Genomic DNA, 17,107 nt, shown 5'->3' on the forward strand with positions numbered 1-17,107 from the left:
TTTGTTCTTTCAATTAACATCGCGCCCATGACTGCCATCAAATCCCCCGCCTACATCGGGCGCTTCGCTCCCACCCCCAGCGGGCACCTGCACTTCGGCTCGCTGGTCGCGGCGTTGGCCTCGTACCTTGATGCCCGTTCGGTTGGCGGCCGCTGGCTGTTGCGCATGGAAGACCTCGACCCGCCTCGGGAGGAGCCCGGCGCCCAGGCGGCGATCCTCAAGGCACTGGAAAGCTACGGTTTCGAATGGGACGGCGAAATGGTCCGCCAGAGCGACCGTCACGACGCCTACGCGCAGGTGTTGAATCAACTGTTCAACCACGGCCTGGCCTACGCCTGCACCTGCTCGCGGAAAAAACTGGCGCCTTATCACGGGATTTATCCAGGCCTGTGCCGCAACGCCGGTCATGCCAGCGAAGACGCCGCAATCCGCTTGCGCGTCCCGGAACTGGAATATCATTTCACCGACCGCGTGCAAGGCGAGTACCGCCAACACCTGGGTCGTGAGGTCGGCGACTTCGTGATACGTCGGCGCGACGGGCTCTATGCCTATCAACTGGCAGTGGTGCTCGACGACGCCTGGCAAGGCATCACCGATATTGTCCGCGGTGCCGACTTGCTCGATTCCACCCCGCGCCAGTTGTACCTGCAGGAACTGCTCGGCCTGCCGCAACCGCGCTATCTGCACCTGCCGCTGATTACCCAGCCGGACGGCAACAAGCTCGGCAAGTCCTATCGCTCGCCGCCATTGACCGCAGATCAGGCCACGCCCCTGTTGCTGCGTGCCCTGCGCGCACTGGGACAAAAACCTGGCCACGAACTCGACGACGCCAGCCCCGGGGAAGTACTGAACTGGGGCATCAGGCACTGGGATGCGACGTTAATCCCGCGCACACTGACACTGCCCGAAGCGCAATTACGCTGACTAAGCTTGCAGGTTAGCGCCCATCCGTTACCATCGCCGCACGTTTTCGGGCACGCGCACAATAAAGAGAGGCCGAGATGTACATCTATCGCTTGGTCCTGCTCCTGGTAGTGGGGATCTATCTGTTCTCCCCAGCCATCATGGACTGGTGGATCGACGCCACTGGCGCCTGGTATCGCCCGTATCTGCTGTGGCTGATTCTGATCGTCGTGACCTTCATCCTGCAGAGCCAAAAAGATGCCGATGAGCTTTAGCCTGACCCAGATGATCCTGATCAGTGCCGCCTACCTGGCGGTGCTGTTCGGCGTTGCCTGGATCAGTGAACGCGGAATGATCCCGCGAGCGATCATTCGCCACCCGCTGACCTACACCTTGTCATTGGGTGTCTACGCCAGTGCCTGGGCGTTTTATGGCACGGTTGGTTTGGCATATCAGTACGGCTACGGCTTTCTGTCCAGCTATCTAGGTGTCTCCGGGGCGTTTCTGCTGGCGCCGGTGTTGCTGTACCCGATTCTTAAGATCACCCGCACCTATCAGCTTTCTTCTCTGGCCGACCTGTTTGCGTTTCGTTTCCGCAGCACCTGGGCCGGCGCGCTAACCACGATTTTCATGCTGATCGGCGTGCTGCCGTTGCTGGCACTGCAGATTCAGGCCGTGGCCGACTCGATCGGCATCCTCACCCATGAGCCGGTGCAACATCGGGTCGCCCTGAGTTTTTGTGCGCTGATCACCCTGTTCACGATTTTCTTCGGCTCGCGGCATATCGCGACCCGGGAGAAACACGAAGGCCTGGTGTTCGCGATTGCCTTTGAATCGGTGATCAAGCTGATCGCCATTGGCGGCGTCGGCCTCTATGCCTTGTACGGCGTGTTCGACGGTCCGCAACAGCTGGAAGTCTGGCTGCTGCAGAACCAGACCGCCCTCGCCGCCCTGCACACGCCGCTGCAAGAAGGCCCATGGCGCACGCTGCTGCTGGTGTTCTTCGCCTCGGCGATCGTGATGCCGCACATGTACCACATGACGTTCACCGAAAACCTCAACCCGCGCTCGCTGGTGAGTGCGAGCTGGGGCTTGCCGCTGTTCCTCCTGCTGATGAGCCTGGCCGTACCGTTGATTCTCTGGGCCGGCCTCAAACTGGGTGCCACCACCAACCCGGAATACTTCACCCTCGGCGTCGGCATCGCCGCCAACAGCAAGGCCCTGGCGCTGCTGGCCTACGTTGGTGGTTTGTCAGCTGCCAGCGGACTGATCATCGTCACCACCCTGGCGCTGTCCGGGATGGCCCTGAACCACCTGGTGCTGCCGCTGTATCAGCCGCCTGCCGAAGGCAACATCTACCGCTGGCTGAAATGGACCCGCCGCGCCTTGATCGTCGCGATCATCATGGCCGGCTATGGTTTCTACCTGCTGCTGGGCGCCGAGCAAGACCTGGCCAACCTGGGCATCGTCGCATTCGTTGCCACCCTGCAGTTCTTGCCCGGCGTACTGTCCGTCCTGTATTGGCCAACCGCCAACCGTCGCGGCTTCATCGCCGGGTTGCTGGCGGGGATTCTGGTCTGGCTGGTGACCATGCTGTTGCCGCTGGTCGGCAACCTGCAAGGCTTCTATATCCCGCTGCTGAACATGATCTACGTGCTCGACGACACCAGTTGGCATATGGCGGCGATCGCGTCGCTGGCGGCCAACGTGCTGATGTTCACGCTGATTTCGCTGTTCACCAACGCCAGTACCGAAGAAGCCAGCGCCGCCGAAGCCTGTGCCGTAGACAACGTGCGTCGCCCGCAACGCCGCGAACTGCACGCCGCGTCACCCCAGGAGTTCGCCACCCAACTGGCCAAACCGTTGGGCGCCAAAGCCGCGCAAAAAGAAGTCGAACAGGCCCTGCGCGACCTCTATCTGCCGTTTGACGAGCGCCGCCCGTACGCCTTGCGCCGACTGCGAGACCGAATCGAAGCCAACCTATCCGGCCTGATGGGCCCGAGCGTTGCGCAAGACATGGTCGAAACCTTCCTGCCGTACAAGGCCGGCGGTGAAAACTATGTCACCGAAGACATTCACTTCATCGAAAGCCGTCTCGAGGACTATCACTCGCGCCTCACCGGCCTTGCCGCCGAACTCGATGCCCTGCGCCGCTATCACCGCCAGACCTTGCAAGAATTGCCGATGGGCGTTTGTTCGCTGGCCAAGGATCAGGAAATCCTCATGTGGAACAAAGCCATGGAGGAGCTGACCGGGATCGCCGCACAGCGCGTGGTCGGTTCACGCCTGGGCACTCTAGGCGAGCCGTGGAAAGAACTGCTGCAAGGCTTCATCAATCTTCCAGACGAGCATTTGCACAAACAGCACCTGGCCCTGGACGGCCAGACGCGCTGGCTGAACCTGCACAAAGCGGCGATCGACGAACCGCTCGCGCCCGGTAACAGTGGCCTGGTATTGCTGGTCGAAGACCTGACTGAAACCCAGATGCTCGAAGACAAACTGGTGCACTCCGAACGTTTGGCGAGTATCGGTCGACTGGCGGCCGGCGTGGCCCATGAAATTGGCAACCCGATCACCGGCATCGCGTGTCTGGCGCAGAACCTGCGCGAAGAGCGTGAAGAAGACAGCGAACTGAAGGAAATCAGCGGGCAAATCCTCGAGCAGACCAAGCGGGTGTCACGCATCGTTCAATCGCTGATGAGCTTCGCCCACGCCGGCAGCCACCAACACAATGACGAACCGGTCTGTCTGGCCGAGGTGGCCCAGGATGCCATTGGTCTGCTCGCGCTGAACCGCCGCAACTTCGAAGTGCAGTTCTTCAACCTGTGCGATCCCGAGCACTGGGTCGATGGCGATCCTCAGCGACTCGCACAGGTATTGATCAACCTGCTGTCCAACGCTCGCGACGCATCGCCGGCCGGCAGTGCGGTCCGAGTAAAAAGTGAAGCCAACGAACACACGATCGATCTGATCGTGGAAGACGAAGGCAGTGGTATCCCGTCGAGCATCATGGACCGATTGTTCGAACCCTTCTTCACCACCAAGGATCCTGGCGAAGGCACCGGTCTGGGCCTTGCACTGGTCTATTCCATCGTTGAAGAGCATTATGGACAAATCACCATCGACAGCCCGGCTGACACACAAAGCCAACGCGGCACCCGTATCCGGGTGACCTTACCGCGTCATGTCGAAGCGACGTCCGCTGTGAACTGAGACCGTCGAGAGTATCGAATCAATGCCGCACATTTTGATCGTCGAAGACGAAACAATTATCCGCTCCGCCTTGCGCCGCCTGCTGGAACGTAACCAGTACCAGGTCAGCGAAGCCGGTTCAGTGCAGGAAGCACAAGAACGCTTCAGCATTCCCACGTTCGACCTGATTGTCAGTGACCTGCGCCTGCCTGGCGCACCGGGCACCGAACTGATCAAGCTGGGCCAGGGCAAGCCGGTGCTGATCATGACGAGCTACGCCAGCCTGCGCTCGGCAGTCGACTCAATGAAGATGGGCGCGGTGGACTACATCGCCAAGCCTTTCGACCATGACGAGATGCTCCAGGCCGTCGCGCGCATCCTGCGTGACCGGCAATCGGCGCAAAGCTCCGTGGGCGAACCTGCGGTCGGCAAAGCCAGCGGCTCCGCGAAGTCCGCTGTCGATAACAGCAATGGCGAAATCGGCATCATTGGCTCGTGCCCACCGATGCAGGATCTGTACGGCAAAATCCGTAAAGTGGCCCCTACCGATTCCAATGTATTGATTCAGGGCGAATCAGGCACCGGTAAAGAGCTGGTCGCCCGCGCCCTGCACAACCTGTCCAAACGCGCCAAGGCGCCGATGATTTCGGTGAACTGCGCAGCCATCCCGGAAAGCCTGATCGAGTCCGAGCTGTTCGGCCACGAGAAAGGCGCGTTTACCGGCGCCAGCGCCGGGCGCGCGGGCCTGGTTGAAGCAGCCGACGGCGGCACCTTGTTCCTTGATGAAATCGGCGAACTGCCACTTGAAGCCCAGGCGCGCCTGCTGCGCGTGCTGCAAGAAGGTGAAATCCGCCGCGTGGGCTCGGTGCAATCGCAGAAGGTCGACGTACGCCTGATCGCTGCGACTCACCGTGACCTGAAGAGCCTGGCCAAGATTGGCCAGTTCCGTGAAGACTTGTATTACCGTCTCCACGTTATCGCCCTGAAACTGCCGGCCCTGCGTGAGCGTGGCGCGGACGTCAACGAAATCGCCAATGCTTTCCTCGCCCGCCAGAGCGCGCGCGTGAATCGCACCGACCTTAAATTCGCTCCGGACGCCGAACAGGCGATTCGTCATTACTCCTGGCCGGGTAACGTGCGCGAACTGGAAAACGCTGTCGAGCGTGCCGTCATCCTGTGTGAGAGCCCGGAGATTTCCGCCGAGTTGCTGGGCATCGATATCGAGCTCAGCGATCTTGAAGACGACGAGTTCATCGGCCTGGCACCGCAACAGGGCAGCACCGGTAACACCAGCCACGAGCCCACCGAAGACCTGTCACTGGAAGACTACTTCCAGCACTTCGTCCTCGAACACCAGGATCACATGACCGAAACCGAATTGGCCCGCAAACTTGGCGTCAGTCGCAAATGCCTGTGGGAGCGCCGCCAGCGCCTGGGTATCCCACGGCGCAAGACCGGCGCGACCAGCGAGAGCTGAACGTCACCTGTCGAGTGTGCGAGTAACACATGACCATGTGAAAAAACTGTTACCGCAGCTTTTTCTCGTAACAGAAGCCGGGGCTTACGGTAACGAAGCCCCGGCTTTTTTTGCCCCGAAAAAGTCGATCCAGGCACCTAACCCCTTGTTTTACTGGGGCTCGAAAAAGTTGGCACGGCACCTGCTATATGTTTGGTACAAGAACAATAACAAGCAATGCACAAGACAATAAAAATAAGACGAATCGACTCACGCACAACAAAAACAAGACGGCGAGAGGCGTAGCTAACTGATTCTTTTGGAGAGGCGTTGTATTTGGGGCTTGCCCCGCAACCAGGCCGAGAACAACAAAAACTGCCCTAAGGCAGAGCCTGAACTGGTTGGATCGCATAGATCATTGCAACACAGCGACCAAAGCAATCCGTTTGCTCTTGGCTCCCGATTGGGAGGGTCATGAAGGAAACCTTCATGACAAGGGCGCGACACAAAAACAAGAAGCCCGAAACCAAAAATAAAAATAGAGCATGCAACTACTTCTTGGGGAGCTTCGGCTCCCCTTGTGGTTTCTGGCGTTTGGCCAACGCGGCCCGCGCCGAACGCTGCCTCGCATGGCTCGACAGCTGCTACAGAGACCTTGCGCAGCTTCCTACACCATCCCCCGACTAAATGCTAGAATCCCGGCCCATCATGCGGTCATTCTTCGTTTTGGCCGAACATTCCTTCAAACAGTGCATCCCATGCTGAAGAAGCTGTTCCAGTCATTCCGTTCTCCCTTGCGTCGTACGCAACACATTCGCAGCACGCCTGAAGTGCTCAACAGCAGCCAACACTCGCTGCAACGGGCTCAGTTCAGCCGTTACGCGGTGAACATCGTCGAACGCCYGCAGAGCGCCGGCTACCAGGCTTACCTGGTCGGTGGCTGTGTGCGTGACATGCTGCTCAATATCACACCCAAGGATTTCGACGTCGCCACCAGCGCCACGCCGGAACAGGTTCGCGCCGAGTTTCGCAATGCGCGGATCATCGGGCGCCGATTCAAACTGGTGCACATCCATTTTGGTCGCGAAATCATTGAAGTCGCGACGTTCCGCGCCAATCACCCGCAAAACGACGAGGAAGAAGACAGCAACCAGTCCTCGCGTAACGAAAGCGGGCGCATTCTGCGCGACAACGTTTACGGCACCCTGGAAGAAGACGCGCAACGCCGCGACTTCACCATCAACGCCCTGTATTACGATCCGGTCAGCGAGCGCATTCTCGACTACGCCAACGGCGTACACGACATCCGCAATCACCTGATCCGCCTGATCGGCGACCCGACCCAGCGTTACCAGGAAGACCCGGTACGGATGCTCCGTGCGGTGCGTTTCGCTGCCAAGCTGGACTTCGGTATCGAGAAACACAGCGCTTTGCCAATCCGCAACCTGGCACCGATGCTGCGCGAGATCCCGTCGGCGCGCTTGTTCGAAGAAGTGTTGAAGCTGTTCCTTTCGGGTCATGCAGCGGACACCTTCGAGATGCTGGTCGACCTGCAATTGTTCGACCCACTGTTCCCGGCCAGCGCCGAAGCCCTGGAACACAACCCGACCTACACCCACACCCTGATCAGCGAAGCGCTGATCAACACCGATCTGCGGATCAAGCAGAACAAACCGGTGACGCCGGCGTTCCTGTTTGCCGCCCTGCTCTGGCCAGCCCTGCCGGCCCGCGTACTGCGCTTGCAGGATCGTGGCATGCCACCGATTCCGGCCATGCAGGAAGCGGCTCACGAACTGATCAGCGAGCAATGCCAGCGGATCGCGATTCCAAAGCGCTTCACCATGCCGATCCGCGAGATCTGGGACATGCAGGAGCGCCTGCCGCGCCGCAGCGGCAAACGTGCCGACCTGTTGCTGGACAACCCGCGATTCCGTGCCGGTTATGACTTCCTGCTACTGCGTGAAAGCGCTGGCGAACAGACCAATGGCCTGGGCGAATGGTGGACGGACTATCAGGACGGCAACGAAAGCGAACGCCGCGACATGATTCGCGACCTCAGTGGCAAGGACGACGGTGCCAGCGGTGCGCCGCGTAAACGTCGCCGTAGCGGTGGCGCCAAGCGCAAACGTGCCGCTGGCGTACCGAGTGCGTCGGGCGAGTAAATCGATGGAACGCATTTACATTGGCATGGGCAGCAACCTCGCCGCCCCCGCGGAACAATTGCGCAGCGCCGTCGAAGCGCTCGCGCAGTTACCCAAGACAGCGCTGGTGGGAGTTTCGTCCTTCTATCAAAGCGACTCCTTGCTGCCGGGCCAGCCGCGGTATACCAACGCGGTGGCCGCGCTCGACAGCACGCTGACGCCGCTTGAGCTGCTCGATGCATTGCAAGCCATCGAAATAGACCAGGGTCGCGAGCGTCATGAGCGCTGGGGCCCACGCACGCTGGATCTGGATATCCTGCTGTTCGGTGATCGACTGATCGACGAACCCCGCCTCAAAGTCCCCCATTACCACATGCAGGCCCGAGCTTTTGTGCTGTACCCATTAGCCGAACTGGCGCCCGCTGATCTGCAATTGGCGGACGGCCGTTACCTGCGTGAGCTGCTCGCTGCATGTCCGTTCGTCGGACTGGAACGCCTCCCCCAGAGCTGACATGAATCACCCTTGTGGGAGCGAGCCTGCTCGCGATAGCGGCTGAACATTCATCGAAAACGTTGGCTGATAGTCCGCGATCGCGAGCAGGCTCGCTCCCACATTGGTTTGTGTTGCTCCTGAGAAACCTGCTGAATCGCATCAGTAACGCCGGTAACACCAACGGCGTAACATTGCGGTAACACATCCAATTGACTTCCCGAGTTCTCCTCACGACTATAGGCGTCCCGCTGCCGCCAACCCGGCACTACAGGGCGCAATCCAGGCTTTTCAAGCACGACACAAGACCGTGCGCCTGAGTAAATGAAGAATCACGCGCGTTACCCGCAGTAGTTTTCCAAGCGCCTGAATGAGGATTTCTTACATGCCAGCTATCACCTTGACCACATTGCAGAGCCTCAAGCAAAAGGGTGAAAAAATCACCATGCTGACCTGCTACGACGCTACCTTCGCCCACGCTTGCAATGAGGCGGGTGTTGAAGTGCTGCTGGTGGGCGACTCCCTTGGCATGGTGTTGCAAGGACACGACAGCACCCTGCCGGTGACCAACGCCGAAATGGCTTACCACGTCGCCGCGGTCAAGCGTGGTAACACCGATGCCTTGATCCTCGCTGACCTGCCGTTCATGGCCTACGCCACCATCGAGCAAACGATGACCAACAGTGCCCAGTTGATGCAGGCCGGTGCACACATGATCAAGGTCGAAGGCGCACTGTGGCTGGCCGAGTCGATTCGTCTGCTGGCCGAACGCGGTATTCCGGTGTGCGCGCACATGGGTCTGACGCCGCAGTCGGTGAACATTCTCGGCGGCTATAAAGTTCAGGGCCGCAATGAAAACCAGGCCCGGCAGATGCGCGCCGACGCGATTGCCCTGGAACAGGCCGGCGCGGCGATGCTGTTGCTCGAATGTGTACCGAGCGAGCTGGCCCACGAAATCACTCAAGCGGTGAAGATTCCGGTGATCGGCATCGGCGCCGGCAATGCCACCGACGGTCAGGTACTGGTACTGCACGACATGCTCGGCCTGTCCATCACCGGCCGCGCACCGAAGTTCGTGAAGAACTTCATGGCTGGCAAAGACAGCATTCAAGCCGCCCTGAGCGCTTACGTCGCTGAAGTCAAAGCCGCAACCTTCCCTGGCGCCGAACACGGATTCTCTGCATGAACACTGTCAAGACCGTACGCGAACTGCGTGCCGCCGTCGCCCGCGCTCGCGGCGAAGGCAAACGTATCGGCTTCGTACCAACCATGGGCAACCTGCACAGCGGCCACGTCGCACTGGTCACCAAAGCCGCCCAACGAGCGGACTTTGTGGTCGCAAGCATTTTCGTCAACCCGCTGCAATTCGGTGCCGGCGAAGACCTCGACAAGTATCCGCGGACCTTGGCCGCCGACCAGGAGAAACTGCTGCAAGCCGGCTGTCACCTGCTGTTCGCCCCGACCGTCGAGGAAATGTACCCGGACGGCATGGCCGGCCAGACCCGCGTCAGCGTTCCACTGCTTTCTGAAGGCCTGTGTGGCGCCAGCCGCCCCGGACATTTCGAAGGTGTGGCGACCGTGGTCAGCAAGTTGTTCAACATGGTCCAGCCGGACCTGGCGGTCTTCGGCCAGAAAGACTTTCAGCAACTGGCGGTGATTCGTGCGCTGGTGCATGACCTGAACATGCCGATCCAGATCATTGGCGAGCCCACCGTAAGAGCGGCCGACGGCCTGGCGCTGTCCTCGCGCAATGGTTTCCTCAGCGAAGAGCAGCGAGCCGTCGCGCCCGTGGTGTATCGCACGCTGAGCGACATCGCCGAGGCCATCAAGCAGGGTGAACGCGATTATCCGGCGCTCCTGGCACGGAAGATCGATCAGCTCCAGGCCGCCGGTTTGCGTCCTGATTACCTGGAAATCCGCCACACGCTGACCCTGCGCCCAGCGACCGCGGATGACCGTGACCTGGTAATCCTTGCCGCCGCCTTCCTGGGCACGACTCGATTGATCGACAACCTGCACCTGAACCTCGACGCGCTAGTCTGAACACTGCAAAACTGAATGTGGGAGCGAGCCTGCTCGCGATAGCGGTCTGGCAGCCAACATCTTTGTTGAGTGTCAAGCCGCCATCGCGAGCAGGCTCGCTCCCACAATAGATCGGTGTTGTTTTTGTAGATTGCAGTCGGTTTCTCACGGTGTATTGCCGGCCTCAAAGGCTTCGGGCAAACTGCCGCGGTTCGGATCAGCCCAAGGAAACACTCATGCACGCCATCATGCTCAAGGCCAAGCTGCATCGCGCCGAAGTCACCCACGCATTGCTCGACTATGAAGGCTCTTGCGCCATCGACGGCGAATGGCTGGACCTGTCCGGGATCCGTGAGTACGAACAGATCCAGATCTACAACGTCGACAACGGCGAACGCTTCACCACTTACGCCATCCGTGGCGAAGAAGGCTCGCGCATGATCTCGGTCAACGGCGCCGCCGCACACAAGGCCAAGGTCGGTGATCGGGTGATCATCTGCGCCTACGCTCATTACAGCGAAGCCGAACTGCTCAATTTCAAACCGCGCATGCTCTACATGGCTCCAGGCAACGAGTTGAGCCATACCAGCAATGCCATCCCGGTTCAGGTCGCCTGAACCCTCCCCCGTACTCCGAACACTGAAAACCCGCCTGCCTGGCTACCTGATGTGCCGGTACAAAAAAGTACCGGCCACAGGTCAGACAAAGCCAAGACAGATCACACCGCGAGGTTTACTGTTATCGCCCTGCGCTATTTAATCGTTTATTCGCAGTTCAACCGGAGGGTGCCTGTCATCAAACAGGACATTCCGGATTTTTCAGTGTCCTAAAGGCAGTCCAAGTAAAAGGAAACCCGCAGCGATGGCGTACTACCGCACTCCTCATGACGTTACCGCTCTGCCAGCCTGGCAGGCGCTGAATGATCACCGCCAAGCCATGCAGGATTTCAGCATGCGCGAAGCGTTCAATGCCGACCCGCAGCGTTTTACCCAGTTCACACTGAGCAGCTGTGGGCTATTTCTTGATTACTCGAAAAACCTGATCAACACCGAAACCCGTAATCTGCTGGTGGGCCTGGCGAACGAAGTCGGCTTGCAGGACGCGATCAAGGCGTTGTTCAACGGCGAAATCGTCAATGCCTCCGAAGGCCGTCCGGCGCTGCATACGGCCCTGCGCCGCCCGGTGGGCGACAAGCTGTCGGTCAATGGCGTCAACGTCATGCCTGACGTGCACAAAGTGCTGAACCAGATCACCGAGCTGGTCGGGCGCATTCACGACGGCCTGTGGCGCGGTTACACCGAGAAGCCGATCACTGACGTGGTGAACATCGGCATCGGTGGTTCGTTCCTCGGCCCTGAGCTGGTGTCCGAAGCGCTGTTGTCCTACGCCCAGAAAGGCGTGCGCTGCCATTACCTGGCGAACATCGACGGCAGCGAATTCCATGAGTTGTCGGCAAAGATTCGTGCCGAAACCACACTGTTCATCGTTTCCTCGAAATCCTTCAACACCCTCGAAACCCTGAAAAACGCCCAGGCCGCGCGCGCCTGGTACCTGGCTCAGGGCGGCTCCGAAGCCGAGCTGTATCGCCACTTCATCGCCGTTTCGAGCAACAACGCGGCGGCTGTGGCCTTCGGTATTCGCGAAGAGAACATCTTCCCGATGTGGGACTGGGTTGGCGGGCGTTACTCGCTGTGGTCGGCCATCGGTTTGCCGATTGCCCTGGCCATCGGCATGTCGAACTTCAAGGAACTGCTGTCCGGCGCCTACACCATGGACCAGCACTTCCAGAGCGCACCGTTTGAACAGAACATGCCGGTGCTGCTGGCATTACTGGGTGTCTGGTATGGCAACTTCTGGGGCGCGCAAAGCCACGCGATCCTGCCGTACGACCACTACCTGCGTAACATCACCAAGCACTTGCAGCAACTGGACATGGAATCCAACGGCAAGAGCGTACGTCAGGACGGCACGCCGGTTTCCACCGATACCGGTCCGGTCATCTGGGGCGGCGTCGGTTGCAACGGTCAACACGCCTATCACCAGTTGCTGCACCAGGGCACCCAACTGATTCCAGCCGACTTCATCGTGCCGATCGTCAGCTTCAACCCGGTTGCCGACCACCACCAGTGGCTGTACGCCAACTGCCTGTCGCAAAGCCAGGCGCTGATGCTCGGCAAGACCCGCGCCGAGGCGGAAGCCGAGCTGCGTGAAAAAGGCGTGGCCGAAGACCAGGTGCAAAAACTCGCGCCGCACAAGGTGATCCCGGGCAACCGCCCGAGCAACACCCTGGTAGTCGAGCGCATCAGCCCGCGTCGTCTTGGCGCGCTGGTCGCGATGTACGAGCACAAGGTGTTCGTGCAGAGCGTGATCTGGGGCATCAACGCCTTCGACCAATGGGGCGTGGAGTTGGGCAAGGAGCTGGGCAAAGGCGTCTACAGCCGCTTGGTCGGCAGCGAGGAAACCCCGGCCGAAGACGCTTCGACCCAGGGCCTGATCAACTACTTCCGCGGTCGTCATCGCGGTTGATCTGAAACGCTCTGCAAAACCTGTGGGAGCGAGCCTGCTCGCGATAGCGGAATTTCAGCCAACGTTTTCGTTGAATGTTAAGCCGTCATCGCGAGCAGGCTCGCTCCCACATTGGTTTCCTGTACGACTTGAACCCGATAGTCACTCGGCGCATCTTTATAACTTGTGCAATACAAGCATAAGGAACCGCCATGTTCGATATCAGCACGTTCCCCAAAGCCGATGCCGTCCGCCAGGCTGCGCAACTGAGTCAGGACGACTACCAGCGCCTGTACCGCCAATCCATCGAGCAACCCGACATCTTCTGGGCCGAACAGGCCAAGCGTTTTCTCGACTGGTCGAGCCCCTGGCAAAGCGTTCAACACTCGGACATCAAAACCGGCGCCTGGCCAACGTGCTGAAAAGCCGGGGCGTAAAAAAAGGCGACCGGGTGTGCATCTACATGCCAATGATCCCTGAAGCCGCCTACGCAATGCTCGCCTGCGCACGTATTGGCGCCGTGCACTCGGTGGTCTTTGGCGGGTTTTCCCCCGACTCCCTGCGTGACCGGATCCTCGACGCAGACTGCCGTACCGTGATTACCGCCGATGAAGGGGTACGTGGCGGTAAATACGTACCGCTCAAACAGAACGTCGACAAAGCGCTGCTCAGTTGCCCGGCCGTCAGTACCGTCGTCGTGGTCGAACACACACAGATCGAGGTCAATTGGGTCGAAGGCCGCGATCTCTGGTATCACCAGGCTCTGCGCGATGTCAGTGACGACTGCCCGCCAGAACCCATGGACGCCGAAGACCCGTTGTTCATCCTTTACACTTCCGGCAGCACCGGTAAACCCAAAGGCGTGCTGCACACCACTGGCGGCTATCTGCTGCAAGCGGCGATGACCTTCAAGTACGTGTTCGACTACCGCGACGGCGAAGTCTTCTGGTGCACCGCCGACGTCGGCTGGGTCACCGGCCACAGCTATATCGTCTATGGGCCACTGGCCAATGGCGCGACCACCCTGATCTTCGAAGGCGTGCCAAGCTACCCGAACAGCTCGCGGTTCTGGCAAGTCATCGACAAGCACCAGGTGAACATCTTCTACACCGCACCCACCGCCTTGCGGGCCCTGATGCGCGAAGGCCTGGAGCCGTTGAAAGACAGCTCGCGCGCCAGTTTGCGGCTGCTAGGCAGTGTCGGCGAACCCATCAACCCGGAAGCCTGGGACTGGTATTTCAACGCAGTTGGCGAGCAGCGCTGCCCGATCGTCGACACCTGGTGGCAGACCGAAACCGGCGGCATCATGCTCAGCCCGCTGGTCAGCGCACAACGGATCAAACCCGGCTGCGCGACCCGGCCGATGTTCGGCGTGCAACCGGTATTGCTCGATGAACAAGGCAAGGAAATCAGCGGCGCCGGCAGCGGCGTGCTCGCCATAAAATCAAGCTGGCCAGGGCAAATCCGCAGTGTCTACGGCGACCCGCAACGAATGGTCGATACCTATTTCAAACCCTACCCCGGCTATTACTTCACCGGCGACGGCGCACGGCGCGATGAAGAGGGCGACTACTGGATCACCGGGCGCATCGATGATGTGATCAACGTTTCCGGACACCGCATCGGCACCGCCGAAGTCGAAAGCGCACTGGTACTGCATGACAGCATCGCCGAGGCCGCGGTGGTCGGTTACCCCCACGACCTCAAGGGCCAGGGCATCTACGCCTTTGTCACGCCGATGAACGGCATCGAACCCAGCGACGCGTTGAAAAAAGAACTGCTGGCCCACGTCAGCCAGGAAATCGGCAGTTTCGCCAGACCCGATCTGATTCAATGGGCGCCGGCCTTGCCGAAAACCCGTTCGGGCAAGATCATGCGGCGTATCCTGCGCAAGATCGCCTGCAATGAGCTCGATAGCCTTGGCGACACTTCGACCCTGGCCGATCCCGGTGTGGTCGCTGGTCTGATCGACAAGCGTCTGAACCAATGATCTGATCACCCAGGCGCGGCCGCTGGCCGCGCACCTTTTAATGTTGTTGCCACCGAGTCGTCATGGAATTCATCCGAAGCCGCATCGAAACCCAGATCATGAGCCTGTCCGGCCTTTCACTGGGCAAGCTCGACCTGGAAAACCCCAAGGGTGATCCCGGCCTCTTCGGTCCCGACTCGGTGAGCTGGCAAGTGCATGGCGACTTCAGCAGCATGCTCATTGGCGGCATCAGCGCCTTGATGCTGCAAGCCCTGCATCCGCTGGCGCTGGCCGGGGTCTGGGACCACTCGAACTTCCGTGAAGACATGCTCGGTCGACTTCGCCGCACCGGGCAGTTCATCTCCGGTACCACCTTCGGTTCGCGTCAGGACGCCGAGTGGCTGATCGAGAAAGTGCGCACCATTCACCTGCAAGTGGTCGGCACCGCACCCGATGGCCGCCCTTATGCCGCCAGCGATCCGGACCTGCTGACCTGGGTGCACGTGGCCGAAGTCAGCAATTTTCTCGCCGCGCATTTGCGCTACCGCAATCCGAATCTTTCGCCCGCCGATCAGGACCGTTACTACGCTGAAATCGCCTTGGTCGCCGAACGACTGGGCGCCCGCGATGTTCCGCGCTCTCGGCGGGAAATCAGCGAGTACCTTGAGCGAGTTCGCCCACTACTACTGTGCGATGAACGCAGCCGCGAAGTGCTGCGGTTGCTCCTCGCTGCACCGTCACCCAGCCGCCTGGCCAGGCCCTTCGGCGGGCTGATGATGCAGGCGGGCATCGACCTGCTGCCCGACTGGGCCAGTGACATGCTCGGTGTCCATCAGAATCCGCTGCAACGCAAACTGATTCGCGCCAGCGTCAATCGCAGTGCCCCGATGCTGCGCTGGGCGGTGCGCAATGGTTCGGTGCAGCGGGCCAAACGGCGGATGGGCCTGCTGACTTGAAGAAAACTTCAAAGCATCGCGAGCAGGCTCGCGAAGGCAGCACCTCGGTCCCGCGCCAAGCTGTTAAACTCTCGCGCCAAATTCCCCAGCAAGGCGCTCCGCATGTCTTCCTTGAATCAGGCGCTGCGCGCCGCCCTCGATCATCGCCAAGACTTGCTCGCCGAGCTGCACCAGCAAGGCACCGACTGCTATCGACTGTTTCATGGCAGCCAGGAAGGTGCCGGCGGCCTGACCATCGACCGTTATGGCCCACAACTGCTGGTCCAGAGCTTTCACCAGTCACTGGAACGCGATGACTTGCTCGCGTTGCACGCGATCATCAACCAGCATCTCGGCCTGGACACCCTGTTGGTCTACAACGACCGCTCGCGGGGTAACTCGCGCATTGATCGCGAAGACACGGTCTACCGCGCCGATGAAGCCGCGCTTGCCGATATGGTCGGCCACGAATGGGGCCTGAACTACCGCGTCCGTGGTCGCCACGCCGGGCAAGACCCTCTGTTGTTTCTCGACCTGCGCAACGCCCGCGGCTGGGTCAAGGACCACAGCGCCGGCAAAAGCGTGCTGAACCTGTTCGCCTACACCTGTGGCGTCGGCCTTTGCGCTGCGGCCGGCGGGGCACGCGAGGTGTGTAATCTGGATTTCGCCGAGGGCAACCTGGCCGTCGGCCGCGAGAACGGCCTGCTCAACCCGCAGCTGCCAACCATGCAGTTCGTGCAGTCCGATTATTTCCCGGCCATCCGCCAACTCGCCGGCCTGCCGATCAGCCAGCGCCGCGGGCAGAAACTGCCCAGTTACCCGCGCCTGGAACAGCGTCAATACGACCTGGTCCTGCTCGATCCTCCAGCCTGGGCCAAAAGCGCATTCGGCACCGTTGACCTGCTGCGCGACTATCAAAGCCTGCTCAAACCGGCGCTGTTGACCACCGCCGATGATGGCGTGCTGATCTGCTGCAACAACCTGGCGAAAGTCAGCATGGACGACTGGCGTGAGCAGGTGTTGCGCTGCGCAGAAAAGGCCGGACGCCCGGTGCGTGACTGGAAAGTGCTGACACCTGGTGGCGACTTTCCGTCGATGGATCAGCAGCCGCCGCTGAAAACCCTGATCCTGCAACTCTGAGCGCTTTCGAAAAAACCAGACAATTACAGTTCAAGGTGATTGCTTCGGAACCAGAGTCGCATGCCATACTCCAAGGCACTCCCGATTCCGATAGTTGAAGCCGAACATGCCCAAAGGATTGATTCGCGCCATCGGCGCCTTGTTGATTGCCGTCGCCCTTTACAGCCTGTTGGGGTTTCTGATTTTACCGGGCATTGCCTTGCGGATCGCCAATCAACAATTGGCCAACTACGCGGCGGTGCCTGCGCACATTCAACGGATCGAACTCAATCCCTTCAGTCTTGAACTGACTGTGTGGGGCCTGAACATCGGCGAGCCGGGCAAGGAACAGCTCGCCTTCGAGCGCCTGTACGC

Annotated in this window: 13 protein-coding genes and 1 pseudogene; all 14 read left to right on the top strand. The window is 60.2% G+C overall.

All coding sequences use genetic code 11. The features are described 5' to 3' along the window. The first annotated feature begins 27 nt into the window (after positions 1 to 27). Positions 28 to 924: a tRNA glutamyl-Q(34) synthetase GluQRS gene (gene gluQRS / locus AC1DH9_RS06015; RefSeq protein WP_427546620.1), complete on the top strand. Its 897-nt coding sequence runs from the start codon at positions 28 to 30 to the stop codon at positions 922 to 924. Between the two features lie 77 nt (positions 925 to 1,001). Then, a complete protein-coding gene (locus AC1DH9_RS06020) occupies positions 1,002 to 1,178 on the top strand; it encodes a hypothetical protein (RefSeq protein WP_003176118.1) in 177 nt (58 codons plus the stop codon). Beyond that, the gene (locus AC1DH9_RS06025) at positions 1,162 to 4,116 is read left to right on the top strand and encodes a sensor histidine kinase (protein WP_429538969.1); all 2,955 of its coding nucleotides are present in this window, start codon (positions 1,162 to 1,164) and stop codon (positions 4,114 to 4,116) included. Before AC1DH9_RS06020 ends, AC1DH9_RS06025 begins: the two co-directional genes overlap by 17 nt. A gap of 22 nt (positions 4,117 to 4,138) precedes the next feature. Beyond that, positions 4,139 to 5,572: a sigma-54-dependent transcriptional regulator gene (locus AC1DH9_RS06030; RefSeq protein ID WP_054595560.1), complete on the top strand. Its 1,434-nt coding sequence runs from the start codon at positions 4,139 to 4,141 to the stop codon at positions 5,570 to 5,572. 737 nt (positions 5,573 to 6,309) lie between these two features. Further along, entirely contained in the window at positions 6,310 to 7,713 is a 1,404-nt protein-coding gene (locus AC1DH9_RS06035; protein WP_477807921.1) for a polynucleotide adenylyltransferase PcnB, read from the top strand. 4 nt (positions 7,714 to 7,717) lie between these two features. Continuing rightward, positions 7,718 to 8,203, top strand: a complete 486-nt coding sequence (folK, locus tag AC1DH9_RS06040; protein ID WP_427546323.1) for a 2-amino-4-hydroxy-6-hydroxymethyldihydropteridine diphosphokinase — start codon at positions 7,718 to 7,720, stop codon at positions 8,201 to 8,203. A gap of 364 nt (positions 8,204 to 8,567) precedes the next feature. Then, positions 8,568 to 9,368, top strand: a complete 801-nt coding sequence (gene panB, locus AC1DH9_RS06045; protein ID WP_427546321.1) for a 3-methyl-2-oxobutanoate hydroxymethyltransferase — start codon at positions 8,568 to 8,570, stop codon at positions 9,366 to 9,368. Beyond that, positions 9,365 to 10,225 (top strand): pantoate--beta-alanine ligase, encoded by an 861-nt coding sequence (gene panC / locus AC1DH9_RS06050; RefSeq protein ID WP_427546319.1) that lies wholly within the window; start codon positions 9,365 to 9,367, stop codon positions 10,223 to 10,225. The genes panB and panC overlap by 4 nt, the downstream gene beginning before the upstream one ends. A 215-nt stretch (positions 10,226 to 10,440) precedes the next feature. Then, the gene (gene panD, locus AC1DH9_RS06055; RefSeq protein WP_427546317.1) at positions 10,441 to 10,821 is read left to right on the top strand and encodes an aspartate 1-decarboxylase; all 381 of its coding nucleotides are present in this window, start codon (positions 10,441 to 10,443) and stop codon (positions 10,819 to 10,821) included. A 244-nt stretch (positions 10,822 to 11,065) separates the two neighbouring features. Beyond that, positions 11,066 to 12,730 (top strand): glucose-6-phosphate isomerase, encoded by a 1,665-nt coding sequence (gene pgi, locus AC1DH9_RS06060; RefSeq protein ID WP_145022128.1) that lies wholly within the window; start codon positions 11,066 to 11,068, stop codon positions 12,728 to 12,730. A gap of 191 nt (positions 12,731 to 12,921) precedes the next feature. Beyond that, a pseudogene (gene acs, locus AC1DH9_RS06065) lies at positions 12,922 to 14,699 on the top strand (acetate--CoA ligase). A gap of 62 nt (positions 14,700 to 14,761) precedes the next feature. After that, positions 14,762 to 15,634, top strand: a complete 873-nt coding sequence (locus tag AC1DH9_RS06070) for an oxygenase MpaB family protein (RefSeq protein ID WP_427546313.1) — start codon at positions 14,762 to 14,764, stop codon at positions 15,632 to 15,634. A gap of 102 nt (positions 15,635 to 15,736) precedes the next feature. Continuing rightward, a complete protein-coding gene (locus AC1DH9_RS06075; protein ID WP_427546311.1) occupies positions 15,737 to 16,753 on the top strand; it encodes a class I SAM-dependent rRNA methyltransferase in 1,017 nt (338 codons plus the stop codon). Between the two features lie 106 nt (positions 16,754 to 16,859). Further along, on the top strand, positions 16,860 to 17,107 hold a 248-nt coding region (locus AC1DH9_RS06080; RefSeq protein ID WP_477807922.1), incomplete at its 3' end, for a DUF748 domain-containing protein.

It is taken from the genome of Pseudomonas sp. 05T35 (genome assembly GCF_056396605.1).